This is a genomic window from Paractinoplanes pyxinae, from assembly GCF_026626335.1.
Classification (GTDB): domain Bacteria; phylum Actinomycetota; class Actinomycetes; order Mycobacteriales; family Micromonosporaceae; genus Actinoplanes; species Actinoplanes pyxinae.
In genome coordinates, this window is the sequence record NZ_JAPNTZ010000025.1 from 1 (window position 1) to 23,262 (window position 23,262).

At 70.4% G+C, this 23,262-nt stretch carries 22 protein-coding genes; 8 read left to right on the plus strand and 14 right to left on the minus strand.

Annotated features, from left to right (window positions below; genetic code table 11):
- Positions 1-397 precede the first annotated feature (397 nt).
- On the minus strand, positions 398-1,003 hold the full coding sequence (locus OWR29_RS45325) for a hypothetical protein (RefSeq protein WP_267570006.1): 606 nt from the start codon (positions 1,001-1,003) through the stop codon (positions 398-400).
- A gap of 254 nt (positions 1,004-1,257) precedes the next feature.
- Here OWR29_RS45325 and OWR29_RS45330 point away from each other — a divergent pair, with 254 nt between their 5' ends.
- The 5 genes from OWR29_RS45330 to OWR29_RS45350 all read left to right on the plus strand — a co-directional run bounded on the left by OWR29_RS45330 (position 1,258) and on the right by OWR29_RS45350 (position 4,662).
- The gene (locus tag OWR29_RS45330; RefSeq protein WP_267569882.1) at positions 1,258-2,508 is read left to right on the plus strand and encodes a hypothetical protein; all 1,251 of its coding nucleotides are present in this window, start codon (positions 1,258-1,260) and stop codon (positions 2,506-2,508) included.
- Positions 2,505-3,056 carry a uridine kinase family protein gene (locus OWR29_RS45335; protein WP_267569883.1) on the plus strand — a complete coding sequence of 184 codons (552 nt, stop codon included), beginning with the start codon at positions 2,505-2,507 and terminating at the stop codon, positions 3,054-3,056. Before OWR29_RS45330 ends, OWR29_RS45335 begins: the two co-directional genes overlap by 4 nt.
- Complete coding sequence (locus tag OWR29_RS45340; RefSeq protein WP_267569884.1) at positions 3,053-3,571, plus strand: pyridoxamine 5'-phosphate oxidase family protein; 519 nt, start codon at positions 3,053-3,055, stop codon at positions 3,569-3,571. The genes OWR29_RS45335 and OWR29_RS45340 overlap by 4 nt, the downstream gene beginning before the upstream one ends.
- Entirely contained in the window at positions 3,564-4,070 is a 507-nt protein-coding gene (locus tag OWR29_RS45345; protein WP_267569885.1) for a GrpB family protein, read from the plus strand. The genes OWR29_RS45340 and OWR29_RS45345 overlap by 8 nt, the downstream gene beginning before the upstream one ends.
- A gap of 106 nt (positions 4,071-4,176) precedes the next feature.
- Positions 4,177-4,662 carry a GNAT family N-acetyltransferase gene (locus OWR29_RS45350; protein ID WP_267569886.1) on the plus strand — a complete coding sequence of 162 codons (486 nt, stop codon included), beginning with the start codon at positions 4,177-4,179 and terminating at the stop codon, positions 4,660-4,662.
- An 18-nt stretch (positions 4,663-4,680) separates the two neighbouring features.
- Here the strand turns inward: OWR29_RS45350 and OWR29_RS45355 are convergent, their stop codons facing one another.
- Complete coding sequence (locus OWR29_RS45355; RefSeq protein ID WP_267570007.1) at positions 4,681-5,973, minus strand: hemolysin family protein; 1,293 nt, start codon at positions 5,971-5,973, stop codon at positions 4,681-4,683.
- A gap of 238 nt (positions 5,974-6,211) precedes the next feature.
- On the opposite strand from OWR29_RS45355, the gene OWR29_RS45360 reads away from it, so the two are divergent.
- Positions 6,212-6,706 (plus strand): SMI1/KNR4 family protein, encoded by a 495-nt coding sequence (locus tag OWR29_RS45360; protein ID WP_267569887.1) that lies wholly within the window; start codon positions 6,212-6,214, stop codon positions 6,704-6,706.
- A 38-nt stretch (positions 6,707-6,744) separates the two neighbouring features.
- On the opposite strand, the gene ggt is transcribed toward OWR29_RS45360, so the two are convergent.
- The 6 genes from ggt to OWR29_RS45390 all read right to left on the minus strand — a co-directional run bounded on the left by ggt (position 6,745) and on the right by OWR29_RS45390 (position 15,664).
- On the minus strand, positions 6,745-8,526 hold the full coding sequence (gene ggt, locus OWR29_RS45365) for a gamma-glutamyltransferase (RefSeq protein WP_267569888.1): 1,782 nt from the start codon (positions 8,524-8,526) through the stop codon (positions 6,745-6,747).
- A gap of 110 nt (positions 8,527-8,636) precedes the next feature.
- Positions 8,637-9,197 (minus strand): GNAT family N-acetyltransferase, encoded by a 561-nt coding sequence (locus tag OWR29_RS45370; RefSeq protein WP_267569889.1) that lies wholly within the window; start codon positions 9,195-9,197, stop codon positions 8,637-8,639.
- 54 nt (positions 9,198-9,251) lie between these two features.
- A complete protein-coding gene (locus OWR29_RS45375) occupies positions 9,252-11,171 on the minus strand; it encodes an ABC transporter ATP-binding protein (protein ID WP_267569890.1) in 1,920 nt (639 codons plus the stop codon).
- The gene (locus tag OWR29_RS45380; RefSeq protein ID WP_267569891.1) at positions 11,168-12,940 is read right to left on the minus strand and encodes an ABC transporter ATP-binding protein; all 1,773 of its coding nucleotides are present in this window, start codon (positions 12,938-12,940) and stop codon (positions 11,168-11,170) included. The genes OWR29_RS45375 and OWR29_RS45380 overlap by 4 nt, the downstream gene beginning before the upstream one ends.
- A gap of 25 nt (positions 12,941-12,965) precedes the next feature.
- Positions 12,966-14,159: an MFS transporter gene (locus OWR29_RS45385; RefSeq protein WP_267569892.1), complete on the minus strand. Its 1,194-nt coding sequence runs from the start codon at positions 14,157-14,159 to the stop codon at positions 12,966-12,968.
- A gap of 11 nt (positions 14,160-14,170) precedes the next feature.
- Positions 14,171-15,664 (minus strand): alpha/beta hydrolase, encoded by a 1,494-nt coding sequence (locus OWR29_RS45390; protein WP_267569893.1) that lies wholly within the window; start codon positions 15,662-15,664, stop codon positions 14,171-14,173.
- 48 nt (positions 15,665-15,712) lie between these two features.
- Between OWR29_RS45390 and OWR29_RS45395 the strand changes: the two genes are divergently transcribed.
- Positions 15,713-16,840, plus strand: a complete 1,128-nt coding sequence (locus OWR29_RS45395) for a PQQ-dependent sugar dehydrogenase (RefSeq protein ID WP_267569894.1) — start codon at positions 15,713-15,715, stop codon at positions 16,838-16,840.
- 5 nt (positions 16,841-16,845) lie between these two features.
- Here the strand turns inward: OWR29_RS45395 and OWR29_RS45400 are convergent, their stop codons facing one another.
- The 5 genes from OWR29_RS45400 to OWR29_RS45420 all read right to left on the minus strand — a co-directional run bounded on the left by OWR29_RS45400 (position 16,846) and on the right by OWR29_RS45420 (position 20,780).
- Entirely contained in the window at positions 16,846-17,097 is a 252-nt protein-coding gene (locus tag OWR29_RS45400; RefSeq protein WP_267569895.1) for a hypothetical protein, read from the minus strand.
- An 88-nt stretch (positions 17,098-17,185) separates the two neighbouring features.
- Positions 17,186-17,476, minus strand: a complete 291-nt coding sequence (locus tag OWR29_RS45405) for a hypothetical protein (RefSeq protein ID WP_267569896.1) — start codon at positions 17,474-17,476, stop codon at positions 17,186-17,188.
- Positions 17,477-17,488: 12 nt separating this feature from the next.
- Positions 17,489-19,156, minus strand: a complete 1,668-nt coding sequence (locus OWR29_RS45410) for a sodium:solute symporter family protein (protein WP_438872742.1) — start codon at positions 19,154-19,156, stop codon at positions 17,489-17,491.
- Between the two features lie 92 nt (positions 19,157-19,248).
- Complete coding sequence (locus OWR29_RS45415) at positions 19,249-19,905, minus strand: HAD family hydrolase (protein WP_267569898.1); 657 nt, start codon at positions 19,903-19,905, stop codon at positions 19,249-19,251.
- Between the two features lie 2 nt (positions 19,906-19,907).
- Positions 19,908-20,780 carry an LLM class F420-dependent oxidoreductase gene (locus tag OWR29_RS45420; RefSeq protein ID WP_267569899.1) on the minus strand — a complete coding sequence of 291 codons (873 nt, stop codon included), beginning with the start codon at positions 20,778-20,780 and terminating at the stop codon, positions 19,908-19,910.
- A 281-nt stretch (positions 20,781-21,061) separates the two neighbouring features.
- On the opposite strand from OWR29_RS45420, the gene OWR29_RS45425 reads away from it, so the two are divergent.
- Positions 21,062-22,264 carry a glycosyltransferase family 2 protein gene (locus OWR29_RS45425; RefSeq protein WP_267569900.1) on the plus strand — a complete coding sequence of 401 codons (1,203 nt, stop codon included), beginning with the start codon at positions 21,062-21,064 and terminating at the stop codon, positions 22,262-22,264.
- On the opposite strand, the gene fgd is transcribed toward OWR29_RS45425, so the two are convergent.
- On the minus strand, positions 22,261-23,259 hold the full coding sequence (gene fgd / locus OWR29_RS45430) for a glucose-6-phosphate dehydrogenase (coenzyme-F420) (RefSeq protein ID WP_267569901.1): 999 nt from the start codon (positions 23,257-23,259) through the stop codon (positions 22,261-22,263). The two genes, OWR29_RS45425 and fgd, sit on opposite strands and share 4 nt — an antisense overlap.
- Positions 23,260-23,262: the final 3 nt, after the last annotated feature.

The window sequence follows — 23,262 nt, forward strand, 5'->3', positions numbered from 1 at the left end:
CACGGCCACCACGGCCACCACGGCCACCACGGCCACCACGGCCACCACGGCCACCACGGCCACGACGAAGTATTGAGACACCATGGCGAGGCGTGCTTGAGCGACGCGCGGAATCCGGTTTTCCGCTCCACCTCCGGGAGGCACCGCCAGAACTGAACGAGATGGCGCACCGGCGAATGGCGCCACTCCGCGCCGACGCTGACCGCGGCGATCGTGCCGCCGGCGTGCTGCTGCGTCACTGCTCGAAAGGCCGACCCGCACCTGAGGCGTGCCCGCCTGCCGAACCACCCGACGCGTCGGCGCCGGTGCGCTTCGGCCGTTCTGACTGGCACGGGCTGTCGGGCCCGCGCCTTGACCACCCCGGGGGTGGGCCGGGGTGGTCGCGGGGCGCTGGGGGTCAGGCGGCTGTTGTGCTCCACATGGCGGTGAAGGCGGCGGCCTCGCCGGAGAGCCAGGTTTCGATGTCGGCGGGCTTGGCTGCGGGGTCGAGGCGGTGGACCTCGCCGCGGCGGAGGTCGACCAGGACGGGGTCGGCGTTGGGGAGGATCTGGTCCATGTGGCGGGCCATCAGGTGCAGCATCGCGGTGATGGCCTCGCGGGTGGGTGGGGCCTCGTCGAAGTGCAGGCGGACGGCCTCGCGGCGGCCGTCCTCGTACTTCAGGCCGAAGTGGGGGTTGACCTTGACGACCAGCGGGCCGACCGAGGCCAGCGCGTCGCGGGTTTGGGCCAGGCCGACCTGCTCGGGGTCGCCTAGGGAGGCCAAGTAGGTCTTGGCGCCGGGGGTGACCGAGTCGTACAGCGGCTTCCACCGCTCTTTCACCAGCTCGACCACGCCGGACAGGTAGCTGCCGCCGGTGCGGAAGGCGATGTCGGCCTTGAGCGCCTTGACGAGCTGGCCGTGCGGATTGAAGCCGGACCGCCGCTCGCGCGCCTTGCGCAGACCGCCGACGAACGTGGCCTTGGCCGGGCCGGTGCGGGTGACGTAACGGGTGAAGCCGAGCATGGTCGCGTAGGGCGGGATGACGGGCACGGGGTTGGTCGAGGGGACAGTCCGAACGGGCGCGGTCACGTCGATCTCCTAACTGGCCCAAACCTGACATTCGGCGTTCGAGACACGCCGAAGATCAGCAGCTCACAGGCCCTTTTCGTACATACATTCTAATCGACGGGTACGACATTCCCAAGCCGCCGGAGGTTCGCAGGCGCTCACTTGAACGGGACGCGAGATCGACCTCCCGTACGGCACAATTCACGCCCATGACGACAGAGGTGGCCCACGCCGTGGCCCGGTACGCGGAGCGGTTCCACGCGGCGGCCGGCGACCGGCACACGGTGGCCTCGCCCCTAGGAGCGTGGCTGCTTCTGGCCCTGTGCGGGTCGGCCGTCAAGGATGCGGCCGACGGCGGCAGGACGAACAAGAGCGCGGCGGGTGAGGAGCTGGCGGCGGTACTCGGCATGGAACTGGCGGAGGCTGCCGCGGCGGCCAAGGCGCTGCTGCAAGATCCGCATCCGTTGGTTCCGGGGGCGGCCGCGGTCTGGCACCAGCCCGGCCGGGCCACGGACGCGCTGCTGGAATGGGGCGCCACCCTGCCGGCCACGACGGCCACCGGGCCGCTGCCGGCTCCGGCCGAGCTGAACGAGTGGGCCCGCGTCAACACCCTGGATCTGATCGACAAGTTTCTGGTGCCGGCCTCGCCCGGAACGTTGCTGGTGATGGCCAGTGCGCTGGCCACCCGCATCTCCTGGGCGATTCCGTTCGGGGTCGCCCCGGCCCGCGCCCTGGGGAGGGCGAGCGAGTGGGCGGGCCGGCTGACCCGGGTTCTGCGCAGCCCGGACGAGGGGCACAAGTCCTTCATCGCCTCGACAGATCGGGCCGGCGACGTCGTCGTGCACATCACGGACGCGGAGGCCGGTGGCTCCCGGAAGCCGGGGCTGTTCGTGGTTTCGGTGGCCGCCGTCCCCGATGTCGCGCCGGCCGACGTGCTTGCCGTCGCGCACGACATCGCTCTCTCGCGGGGCGACAGCCGGCGGTCGCTGTTCGATCTTCCGCTGGGTGAGAGCGCACTGTGGACCATCACCGAGGAGCCTGTCCTCACCCGCGCCTCGGACGGCCGCGAGGAGCGCTACCGCGCGGTGCTGCCGTGCTGGTCGGCCAACGACGAGCATGACTTGAGCAGCGCAGGGCTCGGCTTTCCGGCCGCCACCCGTGTGCTGGCGCCGCTGCTGGGCGCGACCGGTCCGGACTTCAAAGCGAAGCAGTCGACGATGGCGAAGTATGGCCGGTACGGCTTCGAGGCGGCCGCGCTCACCGGGTTCTCCGTCATGGAAAGCGTCCCGGAGGAGGGTGTGGCACGGACCGCGGAATTGAGGTTCGGGCATCCGTACGCCGTGGTCGCCGTCGCCACCGACTATCGCTCCTCCGATTCAACGGGCCCGTGGCACGGCCTGCCCGTGTTCTCGGCCTGGGTGTGCGAGCCGGAGGACGTACCGGAAAGCGAAGCCGCGTGATCGCCGACATCGTGGCCGCCGTCAACGCCAGTGAGCCGGTCGCCGGCATCCGCATCGTGGGGATCGACGGGCCCAGCGGCTCCGGCAAGAGCCACCTGGCGAAAGAGCTGGCCGGCGCCCTGCACGCGCCGATCATCGAGATCGACGACTTCGTCTCGTGGAACAACTTCGCCGGGTGGTGGCCGCGCTTCGACGAGCAGGTGCTCACGCCGCTGCTGCGCGGTGACGACGCCGTCTACCAGGCCCGGGACTGGACGGACTGGCACGGCGACTCGCTCGGCGGGTGGAAGACGCAGCCGTGGGCGCCCACCGTGATCTTCGAGGGCGTCACCTGCACCCGGCGCGAAACGGTGGGTCGTATCGCGTACGCGATCTGGGTCGAAGCGCCCGCGCCGCTGCGCCTGGCTCGTGGCCTGCGCCGCGACAACAGCTTCGACGACAAGGAACAGCTCTGGCGCCGGTGGATGATCGAGGAGGACGAGTTCTTCGTCGCCGACGGCACTCGCGAGCGGGCCGACCTCATCATCGACACGACCAGCCACGCATGACGGGCCATCCCTGGCTGGCCGAGCCCATGCCGGCCGGGCGGCTGCCGCGGGAAAGGCTCGAGGAGCGCATCCTCAACCTGCTCGCGTCGCAGAACATGTGCGTGCTGGCCACCACGGGCGACGACGGTCCGCTGGCCACTCCGGTGCGCTACTACTCGCTGGGCTTCGCGGTCATGTTCACCGCGTCGCCGAAGTCGCCCAAGATGCGCAACATCGCCGCCGACCCGCGCGTCTCGGTGGGGATCTTCGCGCCCCTGACCGGCCTGGCCAGCAGCCGCGGTGCGCAACTCTTCGGCCGGGCGCGAGTGCTGGCGGCCGATGACGCCGACCGGGCGCGTTACTGGGCGGCCTTCCGGTGGGAGAACGAGCACGCCGAGCAGGGCCGTTCCGTCGCCGAGCCACCCCGCGACACGCTGATCGTGATCGAGCCCGACCGCATCGTCTACACCGAACACTGGCTGCGCCGCGAGGGTTTCGCGGCCCGCCAGTTCTGGAGGCGTCCGCCGCATGACTGAAAGGCAAGACCCGATCCACATTTCCCCGTACGACGTGAGCTGGCCGGAGGCTTTCGAGGAGCAGCGTGTACGGATCGAACCCGCCCTGCTGCCGTGGCTGACCGGCCCGGTCGAGCACATCGGCAGCACGGCCGTGCCCGGGCTGGCCGCCAAGCCCATCATCGACATGCTGGCCCGTATCGACTCCTACGACGCGGCCGGCATCGAGCAGACGATGGTCGCGCTCGGCTGGGTGCACGCCCCCGAGCCGGGCGACGCCGAAGCTCGCAAGTGGTCGTTCTGCTACCCCGATGCGGCCTGGCGCACCCACCACCTGCACATCTTCGAGAACGCGTCGGACCGCTGGCCTCGCCTCTTGGCTTTCCGAGACCATTTGCGTACGCATCCCGCCGACGCAGCCGAATACGCGGAGCTCAAGCGTTCACTGGCCGCCGCCGACGCCCACGACCGCCCCCGCTACCGCTCCGGCAAGGCCCCGTTCATCGAGCGCCTGTCGTGACCGCCCGGCCGCCCGGCGGAGTGGTCACACAGCCGACCCGCGGAACGATCACCTGGACGCCCGACTGCATGATCACGTGGCGACCCGGTGCGATGAAGCGCTGCTCATGACCATCCGCCCGCGCCGGGACGCCGACCTGGATCGGTGTGTCGATGCGCTGCGCCTGGTCCACGAGGCCGACGCGTATCCCTTGAACTGGCCCGACAACCCGCGCGCCTGGCTGACCCCGGCCGACGCGGCTTGGGTTGCCGAGGCGGAGGACGGCACAATCGTCGGCCACGTCGCCGTGCGGGAGAACGAACTCTGCCGCCTGTTCGTCATCCCTGCCGCCCGCCGCGGCACGCAGGCCCGGGCGGCGGAGAGCCAGCCCGGCGGCGGCGTCGGGCGGGCGCTGGTCGAGGAGGTCAAGGCGTGGGCGGCCGCGCGGGGCCGCCGCCTCACGTTAAACGTTGTTGACGAGCAACGGTCGGCCGCGGTCGCCTTCTACGAGTCCACCGGCTGGCGGTTCACGCATTTCTCGGACGCGGACTGGACCGGCCCGGACGGGCGGCCCGTGCGCCTGCGCCACTACGTGACCGGCCCGGATGCGTGAGCCGGTGCGGCCTCGGCGCTACGACGCCGGCTGATCCTCCTTGTCGGTGGCCACGGCCCGCAGACGTACGCGGGTGATGGCGCGACCGGTCACCTCGGCCACCTCGGCCGAGTGGCCGTCGATCGTCACGACCTCGCCCGGCGCGGTCGGGATGTGCCCCAGCCGGGCCAGCACCAGGCCGGCCACCGTCGTGTAGTCGCCGTCGATCAGGTTGGTCGCGTCGACGCCGATGTCGGGCAGGTCGTGCACCGGGAACGTGCCGGGCAGCAGCATCGCCCCGTCCGGCTCGCGCACCACCGACTGCACGTCCCGGTCGGTCTCGTCGTAGATCTCGCCCACGACCTCCTCGACCAGGTCCTCCATGGTGACGATGCCGTCGATGGCGCCGCGCTCGTCGACCACCAGCGCGAGCTGCTGCCGGGTCACGCGCAGCTGGCGCATCGCGTCGGAGACCTTGAGCGAGTCGGGCAGGAACGTCGGGGTGAACATGTGGTCGCCGACCGTGCCGTCCGCGCCGATCAGGTCGCGCAGGTGGACCACGCCGAGCACGTCGTCGAGCCCCATCGGCCCGGTGACCGGCGCCCGCGAGTGCCCGCCGGCGACCAGCTTGCTCAGGGCCTCGGCCGAGGGAAGGCCGGCGGTCACGGTCACGACGTCCCGGCGCGGCACGAGGATCTCGCGCAGCACGCGGTCGGCGATCTCGAAGGCGCCGCTGATGATGGTGCGCTGCTCGTCGGTGAACTCTTGCTGCTGGGTGACCAGATCGCGGATCTCCTCGGTCGACACTTCCTCGCGCGCCGCATTCGGGTCGCCACCGGTCAGCCGTACGACCAAATCGGTTGACTTGCCGAGAAGCCAGATCACCGGGCGGGACAGCGACGAGAGCAGGTCGAGCGGCCGGGCCACCATGAGGGCCCAGCTCTCGGCGCGCTGCATGGCGATCCGCTTGGGCGCCAGCTCGCCGATGACCAGCGTGAAGAACGTCAGCACGATGGTGACCAGCACGATCGAGACGGGTTCGGCCGCGCCGCCCAGGAACTCGAGCGGCCCGGTCAACGGACGGGCCAGCGAGACGGCGGCCGACGCCGAGGCCAGGAAGCCGGCCAGCGTGATGCCGATCTGGATGGTGGCCAGGAACCGGTTGGGGTCGCGGGCCAGCCGGGCGAGTGTGGCGCCGGCCTTCGAGCGGCGCTCCAGGCGCTGGAGTTGACTGTCGCGCAGCGAGATCAGCGCCATCTCACTGCCGGAGAACGCGGCATTCAGCAGGACCAGAACGACAACCAGAACAACCTGCCACCCATAGCCGCCCAAGGCGGATCCACTCCCTTCAAGATCGGAATCCACGACGGTACGGGGGCAAGCTGAAAGCCGTTCTCAGGAAGGACGAACCGGGCGATCGCGTGATTTCCTGCCTCGGCACGATCGCGGGCGTGGCGGGAGCCCGGGCGGCCGGCATTCCCGGGTTGCTCGTCGACCCGGCAGCGGCGCCGGCTCCTCCCTGAAGAATGCGGTCGAAACCATCGTGCGGTTCGGGGCGGGAGGTGGGTCGGTGGACGTCGGGTGGGTCGAGTGGTGGCGGGACGAGCTGCGGGTGGAGGTGCGGCGGCTGGTGGAGGGCTTCGAGGCGCGGGTCGGCTTTCCGCCGGGTGAGCATCGGGTGGGTGGGCCGGCTTCCGCGGCCGAGCTGGCCGGATTGCGTCAGCTGCACGGTGACGCTCTGCCTGCTGACCTGCTGCTGTTCTACGGTGTCGTGGCCGAGGTGGACCTGCCGGATGTCGACGCCGGGTATTGGATTCACCGGCCGGCGCCGGCGGGCGAGGACCCGGGACATCCGCGGCGGTTGAGTGACGGGCGGCGGATCGTGGTGTTCGGCAGCGACGGTGGCGGGGCGCTGTTCGCCCTGCCGGCGGGGTCGGGCGGGCCTGTCCTCCGGCTGTCGGGAGGGGCCGTGGTCGGCGACGTCTACGACGCGGACGGGGCCACAGCGGTGGCCGGTGACCTGGCGGTGTTTCTGAGCTTCCTGCGCCGGGAGACAGCGGCGTGACAACAAAGGCCCGGCCTTTGTTGTCACGCCGTGCTGGGTCAGCGGGGGTGGACGACGCCGGCGGCGCCGGAGCCGCGGCGGGCCGGTTCGGCCGAGGCGATGAAGCCGCCGTTGCGGGTGAACTCGATCGCGGTGGCCGCGCCCAGTTCGGGCACGTCGGGCCCGAAGGTGTGACCCCGGGCGATCAGGGCCGGGCCGTACGTCGTACGGAATGCGGGTTCGGCCTGAATGCCCGCGGTGTTGCGCTGCGACGCCCTCGGTGCGGCCATCGCCTCGGGCAGCGACTGGCCCAGGACCACGCGGTTCAGCAGGATCTGCAGCACCGTGGTGATGATCGTGGCGCCGCCGGGCGAGCCGAGCGCGAGGAACGGCTGGCCGTCCTTGAGCACGATCGTGGGCGACATCGAGCTGCGCGGCCGCTTGCCGGGGCCGGGCAGGTTGGGGTCGGCCGCGGGGGCCTGCGTGTTGGTGAAGTTGAAGTCGGTCAGCTCGTTGTTGAGCAGGAAGCCCCGGCCGGGGACGACCATGGCGTTGCCGCCGGTCTGCTCGATCGTGAACGTGTACTCGACGATGTTGCCCCAGCGGTCGGCCACGGTCAGGTTCGTCGTGCTCTGACCCTGCTCGGTCGGGCCGCCCACCTTGGCCGGGGTGCAGCCGCTGTCGTTCAAATTCCCCGGGGGTACGGGCTTGGTCAGCGCGCGGGCCGGGTCGATCTGGCAGGCCCGCTGCTGGGCCCAGCCGTCCGACACGAGCCGCTTGACGACCGATTGCGGCGTGTACGCGCCGACGTACCGATTGCGGTCGGCGAACGACAAAGCGGAGGCCTCGAGGTAATAGTGGAGCGCCTTGGTGACGTCGGCCTTCGACAGCCCGGCCGTCTCCAGAATGTTCAGGGCCTCACTCACGGCCACACCGCCGCTGGATGGGGTGTTCATGCCGTACACGGTGAGGTTCCGGAACTTCGACTTCGTGGGCTCGGGCCGGCGCACCTGATAACGCGCCAGGTCAGACAGGGTGAGCGTGCCGGGGCGGATCGGGTAGGCCCACGTGCCCACGGGGTTCGCCGAAACGGGCGGCTTCTGCACCGTACGCACGATGTCGCGGGCCACCGCACCCCGGTACAGGACGTCGGTGCCCTTGCGGGCGATCAGCCGGTACGTGTCGGCCAGGTCGGGATTGCGCTGCGTCGAGCCGACCGCGGGCGGCTGGCCACCGGGCAGGTAGAGCGCCTTGGTCGAGTCGAACTGACCGAAGGCGGCCGCGTTGTCGGCGATCTGCTGGCGGAACGTGGCGTCGACCGGGAACCCGCGGTCGGCGACCTTGGCCGCCGGCTGCAGCAGGCTGCTCAGCGACCGGGTGCCCCACTTGCGGGCGGCCGTCTCCCAGGTGGCCAGGGTGCCGGGCGCGCCGACCGAGAGGCCACTGACGCGGGCCTCGGCGAACTCGTACGGCTGACCGTCGGCGGGGTCGATGAAGTGGGTCTCTTTCATCGTGGCGGGACCGGTCTCGCGGCCGTCGATGGTCTGCACGCTGCGCTTGCGGGCGTCGTAGTAGACGAAGAAGCCGCCACCGCCGATGCCGGCCGAGAACGGCTCGGTGACGCCGAGGGTGGCCGCCGCCGCGACCGCCGCGTCAACCGCGTTGCCACCGCGGCGCAACACGTCAAGCCCGACCGCCGTCGCCGTCGGGTCGACCGTGGACACAGCGCCGCCGTAGCCGGTCGCCGTCGGGCCGAGCGCTTTGTTCGCGAAGGCCGGCGCGGGCGCCACGAGCACCGCCGCCGACAGAGAGAGCACGCCAAGGACCGGCAGAATCCGCATTGATCCTCCGAAGCTGATACGCAGAGCATCTGGTCTATCTCTGCCTACCAGATCCGGCCGTGATGCGCTGCTCCAACCACGAAGGCGTACATCAGGATGTCACCGGTTAATCAGCTCGACGTGTCGTCGAACCGAGCTCGGGCCAGAACGCCTTCCCCACCGTCGAACGTCAGATCCGGGAACCAGAAATCGCGTGTCACCTCGACGAATCCGAGAGTGGCATGCAGATCCAGCGATGACTGATTCCGCGCGTTCGCGAAGTACCAGACCTCGGAGGTCCGCGAAGCGAGGGCGCTCAGCCGGGCAACTGTGAGCGCCCTGCCGATGCCCCGGCGCCTGTACTCGGGTGCGACGACCAAACCCAGTAGATACCAGCCGGACGGGGCTGCGTTGGCCGGCGCATCCGGTGGCCGGGTCCAGAAGGTCGAGCGCGCATATCCGGTGATCTGCCCAGCGTCTTCGGCCACGTGGAGCATGCGCTGCGGGTCGGTGATGCTCGCCGTCAGACTTTGCTCCCACGGCGCCGGATCCAGTTTGAGCACGCTCTCGACCAGGCCGACGCAGGCCGGCACGTCCGCCAGGACTCCGTCGCGGATATGCACCATCTCGGTGGGAAGCCGTCGTCCACTCGGCTCGGGTTGATAAGGCTCGAACACGCTCGCATCGACCACGACCTCAATGTCGCACAGCCTCGACGCCCGGCAATCGCCGGCACAGCGGAAAGGTCAGGAGTGCGCGGCCCACGTGGCGAACATGTCCGCGTAGCGTCCGCCGGCGGCGATCAGCTCGTCGTGGGAGCCGGTTTCGATGATGCGGTGGTCGTCGACCACGATGATGCGGTCGGCTCTCATCGCGGTTGACAGGCGGTGGGCGACCAGGATGGCCGTGCGGCCTTCCAGCAGGGCGTCCAGGGCGGCCTCGACCCGCAGTTCGGAGCGCAGGTCCAGGCTGGACGTGGCCTCGTCGAGCACGACCACGCGGGGCTCGGCCAGGAAGGCCCGGGCCAGGGCCAGCAGCTGCCGCTCGCCCGACGATACTGACTGGCCGCGTTCGTGCAGCGGGGTGTCCAGGCCCTCGGGTGAGCGTTCGACCAGGTCGCGCAGGCCGACCGCGTCGACGGCGGCCCAGACTTCCTCGTCGGTGGCTTCGGGGCGGGCGAACGCGATGTTGTCGCGCAGGGTGCCGGCGAACAGGAACGGCTCCTGCGGCACGACGCCGATCTGCTTGCGCAGCGACGACAGCGTGACGTCGCGCAGGTCGTGGCCGTCGATCAGGATGCGGCCGGACGACGGGTCGTAGAAGCGGGTCACCAGCTTGGCCAGCGTGGACTTGCCGGCGCCGGTCGGGCCGACGCAGGCGACGGTCTCGCCTGGTTCGATGCGCAGGGTGACGCCCTCCAGCACCGGGCGGTCGGGCAGGTAGCCGAACGTCACGTCGTCGAAGACGATCTCGCCGCGGACCGGTGGCAGAACGGATGCGGTCGGCGATTCGACCACGGAAGACGACGTCGCCAGCAGGCCGCGGATCTTGCCGATGGCCGCCTTGCCCTGCTGGTACTGCGTGTACAGCTGCACCAACTGCTGCACCGGCTGGAAGAACGAGTTGATGTAGAGCACGAACGCGGTCAGCTCGCCGATCGTCAGCGTGCCCCGCAGCACCATGCGGCCGCCGATCAGCAGCAGCACGGCCATCGCGATCAACCCGATCACCGACGTGCCCGGGCCGTAGATCGCGTTGATCCGGCCGGTGAAGTCGTTGGCGTCGCGGTACCCCCCGACGACCTCGCGGTGGGCGACGACGTTGCGGTCCTGGCGGTTGTGGGCGGTCACTACGCGTACGCCGTTGAGGCTCTCGGCCAAATCGGCGAACATGGCCGCGATGGCGTCACGCTGCCGGTTGTAGCCGCGGTCGGCCGCGTGCCGGAACCACAGCGAGGCGATTGTCAGCGGCGGCACGACCAGCACCAGAGTGATCAGCGCCAGGGTCGCGTTGTAGTGGAACAGCACCCCGGTGACGACCACCATGGTCAGCCCCTGGATGAGGAACTGGGCGAAGCCGTCCTGCAGCAGGTTCTGCAGCGACTCGACGTCCGAGGTCATCCGGGTCATGGTGACGCCGGCCTTCTCGCGGGTGTAGTAGTCGAGCGACATCCGCTGCAGGTGGGCGAAGATGCGGATGCGCAGGTCGCGGGTGGCCGCCGCGGCCAGCAGCCCGCTCTTGCGCATGCGGATCGCGGTGGCCAGCCCGGTGAGCAGCACGGCCGCGACGAAACAGATCGTGGCGATGATCAGCACACGCAGGTTGCCGGCCGCCATGCCGTGGTCGATTCCCACCTGTACGAGGTAGGGCCCGGCCTGCAGAAGCAGGGTCTCCACGAGGATCGCCACCGACGCCGCGAGCAGCAGCCCGGGCCGGCCGATCAGCAGCCGGCTCAGCGAGATCCTGCCGCCCGAGTCGCCCGACGGGTCGAAGGTGACCCCCGGGTCGCCGTGGTCGGGCTCCCGTGATTCCAGCTTCGCCACACCGGCCTGCAGGTCTTCCGGGATGCCGGAGAACGGCAGCCCGTTGCCTTTACGCCCGGCCGCGCCCATCGTGGGCCGGCCGCCGACATTGAAGCCCCCGAACCCACCACCGAACATGGTCATGCCGAGGCCTCCACGGAATCGACGGAGGAGGCCAGGACCGCGGCGTAGCGCGGCTCCGACTCGAGCAGCGAGGCATGCGTGCCGTCGGCGATCACGCGGCCGCCCTCCATGAGCACGACCCGGTCGGCCAGCCCGATCGTCGACAACCGGTGGGCCACGATCAGCGTCGTGCGCCCGCGCATCTGGTCGCGCAGCGACGAGTGGATCCGCTGCTCCACGGTGACGTCGATGGCGCTGGTGGCGTCGTCGAGCACCAGTACCGGCGGGTTCACCAGCAAGGCCCGCGCGATGGCGACCCGCTGCCGCTGGCCGCCGCTGAGCGTGTAGCCGCGCTCGCCCACCACGGTGTCGTAGCCGTCGGGCAGCTCGCGGATGAACTCGTCGGCGCCGGCCGCCACCGCCGCCTCGATCACCGCTTCGCGCGTGGCGGCCGGTTTCCCGTACGCGATGTTGTCGTGCAGGGAAAGCGAGAACAGGAACGGCTCGTCGGGCACGATGCCCACCTGCTCGCGCAGCGACGCCAGCGAGAGTGACCGCACGTCGTGCCCGTCGATCGTCACCCGGCCCTCGGTCACGTCGTAGAAGCGAGCGGCCAGCCGGCCGAGTGTGGACTTGCCCGAGCCGGTGCCCCCGACGACGGCCACGGTCTCCCCCGGTCGTACGCGCAAATCGAGCCCGTCGAGGGCGGGCGTGCCGTTCGGGTAGGTGAACGACACGTTCTCGAACGCGAGGTCGCCGCGCAGGTTCACGACCAGCGGGTCCGGACCGTCCACGACCTCGCTCGGGGTGTCCAGGATCTCGTAGATGCGGCGGGCCGAGGCCGAGGCGCGCTGCCCCATCATGATCATCATGCCGAGCATGCGGAACGGCGGCTGCAGCATCAGGACGTACGAGTTGAAGGCGACGATCGTGCCCACGGTGGTGCTGCCGTCGATCACCATGTAGCCGCCGACCAGCAGCACCAGCGCCAGCCCGAGCCGGGGCAGGTTGTCGAGCAGCGGGTTCCAGCGGCTGCGGATGCGCGCGTCCTGGCGGTAGGCCCAGCGGATGCGGTCGGCGCTCTCGGCCAGCGACTTCAGCTGCCGGCCCTCCGCGGCGAACGCCTTCACGATGCGGACGCCCTGGATGTTCTCGTCGACGACGGTGGCCAGCTGGGCCAGCCGGGCCTGGATCATCCAGGACACGGGGAAGATCGCCTTGCGCATCGTCACGCCCAGCACCCCGATGACCGGCATGGTGGCCATCGCGACGATCGCCAGTGGCACGTTGATCGAGAGCATCAGGCCGAACGCGACGACCGCGATCAGGCACTGCACCAGGATCGACGGGCCGAACGACAGATACATCTGTACGGCCCGGATGTCGGAGCCGGAGCGCGACATCAGCTCGCCGGTCTGCACCCGGTCGTAGAAGCCGAACGGCATGCGCACGAGGTGGGTGTAGACGATGTTGCGCAGGTCGTACTCGAGCTCGTACGCCGTACGCAGCAGGTAGAGCCGGGCCAGGAAGTTGATCAGCCCCTGCAGCAGGGCGATGCCGACGATCCACCAGACGTACGTGCTGAGCTGCGCCGTCTTCTCGACGATGGCGCTGTCGATGCCGATCCGGACCAGATTGGGGATCTGCACCTGCACGATCAGGCCCAGGAAGGACAGCGTGAGCGAGGTGATCAGCAGTGCCCGATGGGCCTTGACCAGCGGCAGCGCGCGGCGCAACCAGCTCTTGCCGACGTCCGGATCGATGGACGCCCGGGGTGCGCGGCGGCTCAACGGCGCCTCCTGTGGGGGGAGCGATCTAGTTAGCCTGGCTAACGATACTCCCCGCCGGTTCGACCGCCGGAGTGACGCGGCCCACCAGAACGACAGCCACCGCGCCCAGCGCCTGACAGACCGCGACTGCGGCCAGCAACGCCGGTGCGCCGAGGCCCGCGGCGAAGCCGGCCACCGCCGCGCCGGCCGCGGCGGCGGTGACCTTCAGGCCGGCGCCGAGCGAGAAGACCTGGGTACGCAGGCCGGGCGGGGACTCCTGGTCGCGTACGGCGAAAACGGCCACCGAGACCGGAGCGCCGAGCACACCGGCCAGCGCGAACAACGGCAGTCCGGCCCAGCCGCCGGGCAGGAACATCAGGATCAGGAACGGCACGGTGGTGGCGCCGATGCAGAAGGCCACCACCCGTTCCGGGCGCCACCGGCGGATCGGCCAGCGGGTGCAGATCAGCGACCCGATCAGAACCCCGAAAGCGCCCGCCGAGAGGATCAAGCCGGTCAGCTCGGGCCGGTCCTCCTGCGCGGCCAGCAGCGCACCCACCAGGGGCAGCGCGCCGAAGCCACCGATGCTGAAGATCGTGCCGGCCGTGACCGCGCCCAGACGCGGACGACGCCACATCAGGCCGAGCGCGGCGAACGGCGACGCCAGCCGCCTCTCCCCCGTGCCCACCGGCAACGGCAACGTGACGACCAACGCGGCCGAGACCACCACCATCGAGGCCAGGCCGGCGGTGGCCCAGGCCGGCCCGGCCAGCCCGGCCAGCACCGCGGCGAGCGCCGGACCGGCGATCCCAGCCACGCTGTAGGACATCACGTCGAGCCCGAAGGCCCGCTCGAGCCGGTCCGGCACGAGGTCGCCGAGCAGGCTGCTCAGGCCGCCGATCAGCAGCGGGGCCACGCAGCCGGCCGCGATCAGGGCGGCCACCGCGCCGGCGGTGGACCGGCCGACCAGCAGCGCGGCGGCGCCGAGGCAGGCGGCATAGGTGAGATAGGCGGCGGCATAGAGCAGGCGGCGGTGGCGTGCCGCGTCCGCGAGCGAGCCCACCACCGGGGCAGCCAGCACATGCGGCACCATCAGGGCCGCGATCAGCGCGCCGCCGAGCGACGTGCTGCCCGTGCGTTCGAGCACCAGCAAGAGAATCGCCACCCGGGCGCCCTCGTCGGCCAGGCGGGCACAGACCGCCACGCCCAGATAGCGGGCGAGGACGAGGGAGGACGACACGTGGATCGAAGCTACCCGATGCCGAACGGCGGGGGCTCGACCGCCGGGCAGCGGGTGCCGGCCGCCACCGGGGTGAGAGTGAACAGATAAGTGTCGACGGCCGCCGCGACGCAGGGGCTCTTGTTGTAGACCACGTGACCCCAGCCGTCGTAGGTGAGCAGCCGCGCCGACGGGCCCAGATGGGCGGTCACCTGCTGCGCCCAGGCGTAGGCGGTGGCCGGGTCGTGCCGGGCGTTGACCAGCAGCGCGGACGCCGCACCGGTCAGCGGGGGCACCGGGCGCTGCGGATTGTCCGGCGGCGAAGGCCAGCCCAGGCAACCGGCGACGGCGGTCATGGCCAGCGGCGAGACCAACATCTGGGGCGCCCCGGCGGCCAGCGTCCGCAGGCGCCGCTGCAACTCCGGGTAGCCGGTGACGGGCAGGCGCCAGTCCTCGCAGAAGACCGGCGCGAAGCTGTAGTCGATGAGGTCGACCGGCGGCGTCTTCTTCGGGGCGCGGCGCCCGGCCATCATCGCGTCGCGCAGGTAGTAGGCGAACGAGTACCACTGCGGCTCGTAGAACGAGGTGAACGCGGCCATGGTCAGCTGGGCCACGGTGAGCTTGTTCGGCGGGTCGTACGGGTTGATCAGCTGACCGGCGCGGGCCCGGGCCATCGCGGCCACGAAGAGCTTGGGGATGTCGTGGCCGCGCAGCACGCAGCTCTTGTCGCGGGCGCACCACTTCACGAACTCGCCGAACGAGTCCTGGGCGGCCTCGGTCTGCTGCACCAGGAAACGGTCGAGGTCGGCGCTGTGGTCCATCACGCCGTCGAGCACCAGGGCGCGCAGCCGGGCCGGGTAGAGCCGCGCGTACTCCTGGCCGATCAGCGTGCCGTACGAGGCGCCGTAGAAGCTGATCTTCGCTTCGCCCAGGGCGCCGCGGACGGTGTCGTAGTCGCGGGCCACGCTCGCCGTGTCGAGGTGACCGAATACCGGGCCGGACCGGGCGGCGCAGTCGGCGGCCAGCCTGCGGTTGTAGGCGACCATTGCGGCGTACTGCTGCTCGGACTCGATCAGCACGGACGGCTGCGCGTCGACCAGGTCGCGCGAGCACAGCACGGGCGAGCTGCGGCCCACCCCGCGCGGATCCACGCCCACGATGTCGAACCGCCGGCGCACCTGTTCGCCGAAGAAGGCGGTGGCGTTCAGGGTGAAGTCGAAGGCCGAGCCGCCGGGACCGCCCGGGTTGATCAGCAGCGTGCCGATCCGCCTGCCCGGGTCGGTGGCCTTCCGGCGGGCCATGGTCAGGGTGGTCGTGGGGCCGGTGGGCTGGGCCCAGTCGGCCGGCACCTTGATCGTTCCGCACTGCACCTGCGCGTCCTCGGGGCAGGTGGCCCAGGTGATCGCCGGGGCGGTGGTGGCCGGGCGGGCGTACGCGGGCGCGGCCCCGTACGCCAGCAGGGTGATCACCGCGAGGGCGGCGCGGGAAGCTCGCACCCCGCCCATGCTGAGGGCCATGAAGATCATGAGTGCGGTAATCAGGAGAAGTTCAGCGTCCCGTGGCACCGTGGGGCGATGACACCAGCCGCACGGACCCGTCTCGTCTTCGCCACGGCCGGCACCTTCCTGCTGGTCGCCTGTTCCGACGGCGAGGCCTCCACGCCCCAGGGCGAGGCCACCTTCGCCCCGCCGCCCTCCACGTCGGCCGCTCCCTCAGCGTCGCCGTCGACGTCACCGGCCGCGGCGAAGGCACCCGACCTCGGCAACCCGCAGACGATCGTCAGCGGGCTCGAGGTGCCGTGGGGGCTGGCGTTCCTGCCCGACGGGGCGGCCCTGGTCAGCGAGCGGGACAGCGGCGCCATCCTGCGAATTCCGGCCGGCGGCGGCAATCCGCAGACGGTCCACGAGGTCAAGGGCGTCGACGCGGGCGGCGAGGGCGGTCTGCTGGGCATCGCCGTCGACCCCGACTACGCGCAGAACAAGTACGTCTACGCCTACTACACCGCGTCCGGCGACAACCGGATCGCCCGCTTCACCCTCGGCGGGAACCCGACGGTGATCCTCGACGGCATCGACAAGGCCGGCATCCACAACGGTGGGCGCATCGCGTTCGGGCCCGACGGCTTCCTCTACGTGGGCACGGGCGACGCCGGCAACGGCAGCGAGTCGCAGGACCGCCAAGACCTGAACGGCAAGATCCTGCGGATCACCCGCGACGGCAAGGCGGCGCCCGGCAATCCGGACGAGGGCTCGCCGGTGTGGTCGATGGGCCACCGCAACGTGCAGGGCCTGGCCTGGGGGCCGGACAAGAAGATGTACGGCATCGAGTTCGGCCAGAACACCTGGGACGAGGTCAACGTCATCGAGCCCGGCCAGAACTACGGCTGGCCCGAGGTCGAGGGCAAGGAGGGCAACTCCAAATACGTCGACCCGATCGTCCAGTGGAGCACCGACGAGGCCTCACCGTCGGGGGCCGCGGTCGCGGGCGACACGCTTTACGTGGCCGGCCTGCGCGGGGAGCGCTTGTGGACGGTGCCGCTCGGCGGCGGCGAGCCCAAGGCCGAACTCAACGGCGAATACGGCCGTCTGCGCACGGTCGGGGTGGCCCCGGACGGCGCGTTGTGGGTGACCACTTCGAACCGCGACGGCCGGGGCGACCCGCGCGAAGGCGACGACAAGATCCTGCGTTTCGCCGCCGGATAGCGGACCTACTTGTTGTTGGGCGGGAGTTCGGGCAGAGCCGAGATCGCCGCCGCGTACTGGGCGATCTGACGGCCGTTGGGCACCACGCCGACGGCGCGGAGCTGGTCGTGAATGGCCTGGGCGACCTGGTCCTCGTTGTGACCCCGATGGGTCTGCATGACCTTGTTCACGACGTAGTCGACACGGATCTGCTGCTGCCAGCCGGCGGTCCGGTAACCGCCCGACCTGGCGTTGCTGATGGGGGCGATGGCTTCCATGCCCCGGGTATCGGTCGCCGGGCGGGCCGAGTCGAGAAATGCGGGGGCGGTGCAACCCGATGGCTACCGGGTCACACCGCCCCGGACATCAGTCGGCCGGGGGCCGCTCGTCGTCGATGTCCGACGGGTCCGGCGGCTCGGGCGGGTTCAGGCGCAGCCAGAGCAGGAAGAGCAGCCCCAGCACGAGCATGCCGATGCCCATCCAGAGGTTGATCCGCACGCCCTGGGCCTTGTCGATCTCGTCCTGGGTGTCGAAGATCCCCAGCACGGTGACGATCACGCCGTAGACCACGAACAGCCCACCGATGACCCGCCGCACGTCGAACAGCCGGGCCGCCGCCGACAACTTCTTCTCGTCGACCTGGTCGTTGTCTGCCATGTCGAGACCTCCTTACCAGACCGGGATGTACAGGGCGAGGGCGAGCACGACGGCGATCGTGCCGAGGACGACCGGGTTACGCCACCAGACCTTCTCGCCCGAGACGATCACGGTGCCCTGGCTGGTGCCGCCGAGACCGTAGACGAGGCCGCGCAGCTCGTCCTCCGGCTTCGAGGGGGTGAAGAAGGTGACCGCGATGGCCACGATGACCGCCACCACGAAGGCCACACCGGCGCCCCAGAAGCTCTGCTCGAGCGCCGAGTTGAACGTGATCGCGTCGGTCAGGTAGGCGATGTAGAGCGCCAGCGAGGCCAGGAAGCCCAGCAGCAGCGACCAGAAGCCGGCCCACGGGGACATCCGCTTCCAGAACATGCCGACGATGAAGGTGGCGAACAGCGGCGCGTTGAACAGCGAGAACAGTTGCTGGATGTACTCCATGATGTTGCCGTAGCCGGAGGCGATGAACGCCGTGCCGATGCCGATGACCACGCCGCCGATGGTGGCGTAACGGCCGATCCGCAGGTAGTACTCGTCGCTGCGGCCCTTGCGAATGTAGGCCTGCCAGATGTCGTACGTGAAAACGGTGTTGAAGCCGCTGACGTTGGCCGCCATGCCGGCCATGAACGAGGCCAGCAGACCGGTGACCGCGATACCCAGCACGCCGTTGGGCAGCAGTTGCTCCATCAGCAGGGGGATCGAGTTGTTGTAGGTGAGGTCGCCCTCCTTGGCGCCCAGACCGGTGATCGTGACCGCGGCGATCAGACCCGGGATCACCGTCACCGCCGGGATCAGCAGCTTCGGGAAGGCGGCGATGATCGGCGTACGCCGGGCGGCGTTCATGTTCTTGGCCGACAGCGCGCGCTGCACCTCGGCGAAGTTGGTGGTCCAGTAGCCGAACGACAGCACGAAGCCGAGGCCGAACAGGATGCCGATCCAGTTGGCCCCGAGCGGGTTGTCGGCGCTGCTGCCCGTGTTCGACCACGTGTGCAGGGCCGCGTCGCCGAGCGGGCTCTGCCGGACCTTCTCGAACAGCCCGTCGACGCCGCCCACCTTGACCAGGCCGATCACCGTGAGCGGGATCAGGCCGGCCAGGATGACGAAGAACTGCAGCACCTCGTTGTAGATGGCCGACGAGAGACCGCCGATGGTGATGTAGGTCAGCACGATCGCCGCGCCGACCAGGATCGAGATCCAGAGTTCCCAGCCGAGCAGCGCGTCGAGGATGAGGGCCAGGGCGAACAGGTTGACGCCGGCGATCAGCACCTGGGCCACCGCGAAGCTGATCGCGTTGAAGATGTGCGTCGGCTTGTTGAAGCGCCGCTTCAGGAACTCGGGGACGCTGCGCACCTTGGAGCCGTAGTAGAACGGCATCATCACGATGCCGAGGAACACCATGGCCGGCACCGCGCCGATCCAGTAGTAGTGCAGCGTGAGCAGCCCGTACTGGGCGCCGTTGGCGGCCATGCCGAGGATTTCGAGCGCGCCCAGGTTGGCCGAGACGAAAGCGAGGCCGGTCACCCAGGCGGGCAGTGATCGCCCGGAGAGGAAGAAGTCGGCACTGGTCTTGATCGCTCTTCGCGCCGCGAAGCCCACGCCCAGGACGGTGCCGAAGTACAGGACCAGGATCAGGTAATCAACGATGTCGAGATCGAGCCGGAGCCCGCTCTCCGCGGCAAGCACCACAGGCCACCTCCAAGGGAAAGTCGCCCGCCACCTACCCGTGGCGAGAATCTTTCACACCTGGATGTGTCCTACGCGTTAACGGTCACGAATCACCGAAGTGTTTCGATCCTCTCCGCCGTGAGCTCGGCGATGTTCCGGACGACGAGCGAGGCGCGCTCGAGAGCGTCGGGCGCCGGCGGGTAGACGCCGTGCGGAACGGCGATCACGGCCATGCCGGCGGCGGCCGCCGAGCGCAGGCCGTTGCTCGAATCCTCGACGGCGGCGCAGACGGCCGGGCTCAGACCCAGCTTCTCGGCGGCGGTCAGATAGACGTCCGGGGCCGGCTTGCCCCGGGGCACCTCTTCGGTCGAGAGCGTGACCCGGAAGGCGTCGGTCAGGCCGGCCGTCTCGAGCACCTGGTCGATCAGGATGCGGGCCGACGAACTGGCCAGGCCGAGCGGGAACCGGCCGCCGAGGCGGCGCACGGCCTCGACCGAACCGGGGATGAGGGGCAGCGACGTCCGGTACCGCTCGGCCATGCGACCCAGCACGTCGGCGGCAACCTGTTCCGGCGTACGCGGAACGCCCACGTCGTTCGCCAGGTGCCCGGACCATTCCGGGGTGCTCATGCCCATCATGCGATCCTGCGTGTCGGGCAGGAACTCGCGGTCGTACTCGGCCACGTAGCCGCGCCGCACCTCCTCCCAGACCTCCTCGGAGTCGATGATCACGCCGTCCAGGTCGAAGACGACCGCCTCGATGCCCATGCTCAGAAAGCCTCCGCGGCCGGAACGATCTCGTTGGCGAAGATCTCGAACTGCTTGGTGTCCCACGCGTTGCGCAGGCCGCCGTGGCCGACCTCGAAGCCCATGCCGTGCAGCCGGCGCAGGCCCTCGATGATCTCGCCGACCCGCTCGCCCTTCTCGCCCAGGTCGAAGTTGTAGAGCACGGTCTTCTGGATCTCGTCGTAGTCGGGGCCGACGTCGTCGCAGTGGGCCTTGAGCACATCGAGCTTGTGCTGCACCTCGGGCGAGGGGAACAGGTTGCAGGCGTCGGCGTACTGGGCGACCAGCCGCAGCGTCTTCTTCTCGCCACCGCCGCCGATCAGGATCGGCAGGTGCGGGCGGCTCAGCGGCTGCGGATTGTTCAGCGGGCGGCCCAGTTGGTAGTGCTCGCCCTGGTACAGCGTCTCGTCGCCGGCGAACATCTGCTTGCAGATGCGCAGGGCCTCTTCCAGCCGCTCGAACCGCTCTTTGGTGGGCGGGAAGGGCAGGCCGAGGCCACGCGACTCTTCCTCGTTCCAGGCGGCGCCGAGACCCAGGATGGCGCGCCCGCCGCTGAGCACGTCGAGCGTGGTGACCGCCTTGGCCAGCAGCGCCGGCTCGCGATAGACCACGCCGGTGACCAGGGTGAGCAACTTGGCCCTCTGGGTGTGGGCGGCCAGGAAACCGAGCGCGGTGTACGCCTCGAGCATGTCCCACTCCGGCGGGCCGATCACGCCGATCTGCCAGAAGTGGTCCATCACGTTGATCCGCTCGAATCCGGCCTGGTCGGCCGCGGCGGCGACCTCGCCCAGTTGCGGGCCGAGCCGGGCCGAGCCCTCGGGCCAGGTGAAGTTCGAGACGTGCAGGCCAAGTTTCACGGGTTACTTCCTTCCGGTTGGTTCAGGACATACCCCGCAACGGATCAAACCCTACCTCTAAACCCCCAATTACGTACGGAGCGTAGCCGCGAACCGGGTCTTTCGGACCAGCCCGACCCGACGGGCGGGTGCCCCCCTCCACCGTTCCGCTGAGTTGCTGTTCGGTTGCCGACCGGTAGTTTTCTTGATCAGGAACCAGCCTGAGGAGCACCGCCATGCCTCCTTCGCCGCTTTCCGCAGCGACGAACCACCGCCGAACAAAGTCACCCTCCGTAAGCGTCGTGATCCCGGTCCGCGATCCCGCCGGCCTGCGGGTGATGCTGCACGGCATGCCGCCGGTGAACGAAATCGTCGTGGTGGACCTGGCCGGCGACCTGCCGGAACAACCCGGCGCGCTCCTCGTCCGCCCGGCTCGCCCGGGAGCGGGATACGGGCTGGCCTGCGGCATCAGGGCCGCGCGGGGGGACGTGGTGGTCACGCTGAACGGGGACGGCTCGACCGACCCGGCCGAGATCCCCCGTTTCGTGGGCGCCCTGGTCGACGGGGCCGACGTGGCCCTGGGCTCGCGCTACGCGGCAGGCGGGCGCGACCTGACCGGGGGGCGGTTCCGTCGCTGGGCCAACCTGCTGCTGATGTGGGTGCTGAACGCATTGCTGGGCACCCGCCGCACCGATCCGGGTTTCGGGTACGCCGCCTTCTGGCGCGACGCGGTGCCGGAGCTCGGCCTCCCCACCTCCGACGCGCCTCCGTCGCACGGCGCGGCCCATGGCGCGGGTTCTTCGCGCGGCGCGGCTTGGGGTTCGGGGGTGGAGATCGGTGCGGTGCTGGCGTTGCGGCCCGCGGTTCGAGGGCTGCGCGTCGCCGAGGTGCCGAGCGTCGCCTATCCCCCGATTCGCCGGGCGGCACGCGCCGACCAACTGCGTCTACGCCACTGGCTGCGGGCGGCCCTGCGCGAGCGGCGCTCGGCCTCCACCGTCCGGCCGGCGGCCCCCCGGCCCCGGGCGGCCGTCAACGAGGTGGCTTATTACCAAGGGAAGCGGGTCAACGAGACCGGCGCCGGGCGGCGGGCCCTCGACCGGCGGGCCGTCGAAGCTCTCGCCGCCGGACAGCAGAGCAGTGAGCGCCTGGCCGGCGCGGACGGCTGGGAGCAGGCCGATCGCCGCGCGGTCCGGCCCCTGTGGGCTTCCGCCGGGCGCCGGCCGGCCGCTGCCCACCACTTGTCGAACGGCGCGCCCCCGGTGTGGCGCGACGGTCACCCCGAGCGGCTCGGCGGTCCCGACACTCAACCGCGGCCGGGCTCCGCGCCGTGGCAGGTCGGCGGCACCACTCAACCAGCGTTCCGCCCCGAGGTCGGTTCCCGGCGCCGCCGCATCGCGGGCGTCCGCCAGTCCCAGCCCGACCTGCGCGTGATCAACGGCGAGGGCGCGGGCACGGCCACCGGCCGCCGCGCCCGCCTCCGCTCGGTCAAGAAGCCCCAGATCTAACCGCGGGCGCGCAGCTCGGGCAGGATGCGCTCGGAGTACAGGCGCAGGAAGCGTTCCTGGTCAGGCCCCGGCGCGTGGAAGACCAGGTGCTTGAAGCCCATGTCCAGGTACTCCACGACCTTGCCCACATGCTCGTCGGGGTCGGAGGAGCAGATCCAGCGGCTGGCCGTGCGCTCGACCGGCAGGGCGTCGGAGAGCCGCTGCATCTCGATCGGGTCTTCCACGCCGGTCTTCTCGTCCGGCGAGAGAGCCAGCGCGCCCCAGTGCTGGGTGTCGTTGCGGGCCTTGTCGTAGTCGTCGTCGAAGCTGACCTTGACCTCGATCATCAGGTCGAGGTCGTCGATCTTGCGGCCGGCCTTCTCGGCGCCCTCGCGGACGGCGGGCAGCAGCGTGTCGGTGTAGAGCGCGTGTCCCTTGCCGCTGGTGGTGATGAAGCCGTCCGAGATGCGGCCGGCCAACCGGGTGGCGGCCGGGCCGGAGGCGCCGATGTAGATCGGGACCGGCGTCTCGGGCTTGTCGTAGATGGTGGCGTTCTCGGTCTTGTAGAACTGACCCTCGTACGTCACCCGGTCTTCCGACCACAGCTTCTGGATCAGCAGCACGGCCTCTTTGAGCCGGGCGAAGCGCTCCTTGCCGTCGGGCCATTCCAGGCCGAGCGGCACCTCGTTGAGCGATTCGCCCGAGCCGACGCCCAGGATGGCCCGGCCCGGCGCGAGGCAGCCGAGCGTGGCGAACGCCTGCGCGACCACGGCCGGGTGGTAGCGGAAGGTCGGGGTGAGCACGCTGGTGCCGATCAGCACGCGCTCGGTGCGGGCGGCGAGCGCGCCCAGCCACGGCAGCGCGGCCGGGGCGTGCCCGCCGTCGTGCCGCCAGGGCTGCAGGTGGTCGCTCACGAAGACCGAGTCGAAACCCACCTCCTCGGCCAGCACGCCGTATTTCAGCAGTTCCGCCGGCGGGAACTGCTCCGCCGAAGCCTTGTACCCGAACCGAATCATGAC

What these genes read in the sequence shown, in the direction of transcription:
- OWR29_RS45325 (WP_267570006.1), bottom strand. Translation starts at nt 1,003, where the DNA reads ATGCTCGGCTTCACCCGTTACGTCACCCGCACCGGCCCGGCCAAGGCC.
- OWR29_RS45330 (WP_267569882.1), top strand. Translation starts at nt 1,258, where the DNA reads ATGACGACAGAGGTGGCCCACGCCGTGGCCCGGTACGCGGAGCGGTTC.
- OWR29_RS45340 (WP_267569884.1), top strand. Translation starts at nt 3,053, where the DNA reads ATGACGGGCCATCCCTGGCTGGCCGAGCCCATGCCGGCCGGGCGGCTG.
- OWR29_RS45345 (WP_267569885.1), top strand. Translation starts at nt 3,564, where the DNA reads ATGACTGAAAGGCAAGACCCGATCCACATTTCCCCGTACGACGTGAGC.
- OWR29_RS45350 (WP_267569886.1), top strand. Translation starts at nt 4,177, where the DNA reads ATGACCATCCGCCCGCGCCGGGACGCCGACCTGGATCGGTGTGTCGAT.
- ggt (WP_267569888.1), bottom strand. Translation starts at nt 8,526, where the DNA reads ATGCGGATTCTGCCGGTCCTTGGCGTGCTCTCTCTGTCGGCGGCGGTG.
- OWR29_RS45375 (WP_267569890.1), bottom strand. Translation starts at nt 11,171, where the DNA reads ATGACCATGTTCGGTGGTGGGTTCGGGGGCTTCAATGTCGGCGGCCGG.
- OWR29_RS45390 (WP_267569893.1), bottom strand. Translation starts at nt 15,664, where the DNA reads ATGATCTTCATGGCCCTCAGCATGGGCGGGGTGCGAGCTTCCCGCGCC.
- OWR29_RS45395 (WP_267569894.1), top strand. Translation starts at nt 15,713, where the DNA reads ATGACACCAGCCGCACGGACCCGTCTCGTCTTCGCCACGGCCGGCACC.
- OWR29_RS45400 (WP_267569895.1), bottom strand. Translation starts at nt 17,097, where the DNA reads ATGGAAGCCATCGCCCCCATCAGCAACGCCAGGTCGGGCGGTTACCGG.
- OWR29_RS45405 (WP_267569896.1), bottom strand. Translation starts at nt 17,476, where the DNA reads ATGGCAGACAACGACCAGGTCGACGAGAAGAAGTTGTCGGCGGCGGCC.
- OWR29_RS45415 (WP_267569898.1), bottom strand. Translation starts at nt 19,905, where the DNA reads ATGGGCATCGAGGCGGTCGTCTTCGACCTGGACGGCGTGATCATCGAC.
- fgd (WP_267569901.1), bottom strand. Translation starts at nt 23,259, where the DNA reads ATGATTCGGTTCGGGTACAAGGCTTCGGCGGAGCAGTTCCCGCCGGCG.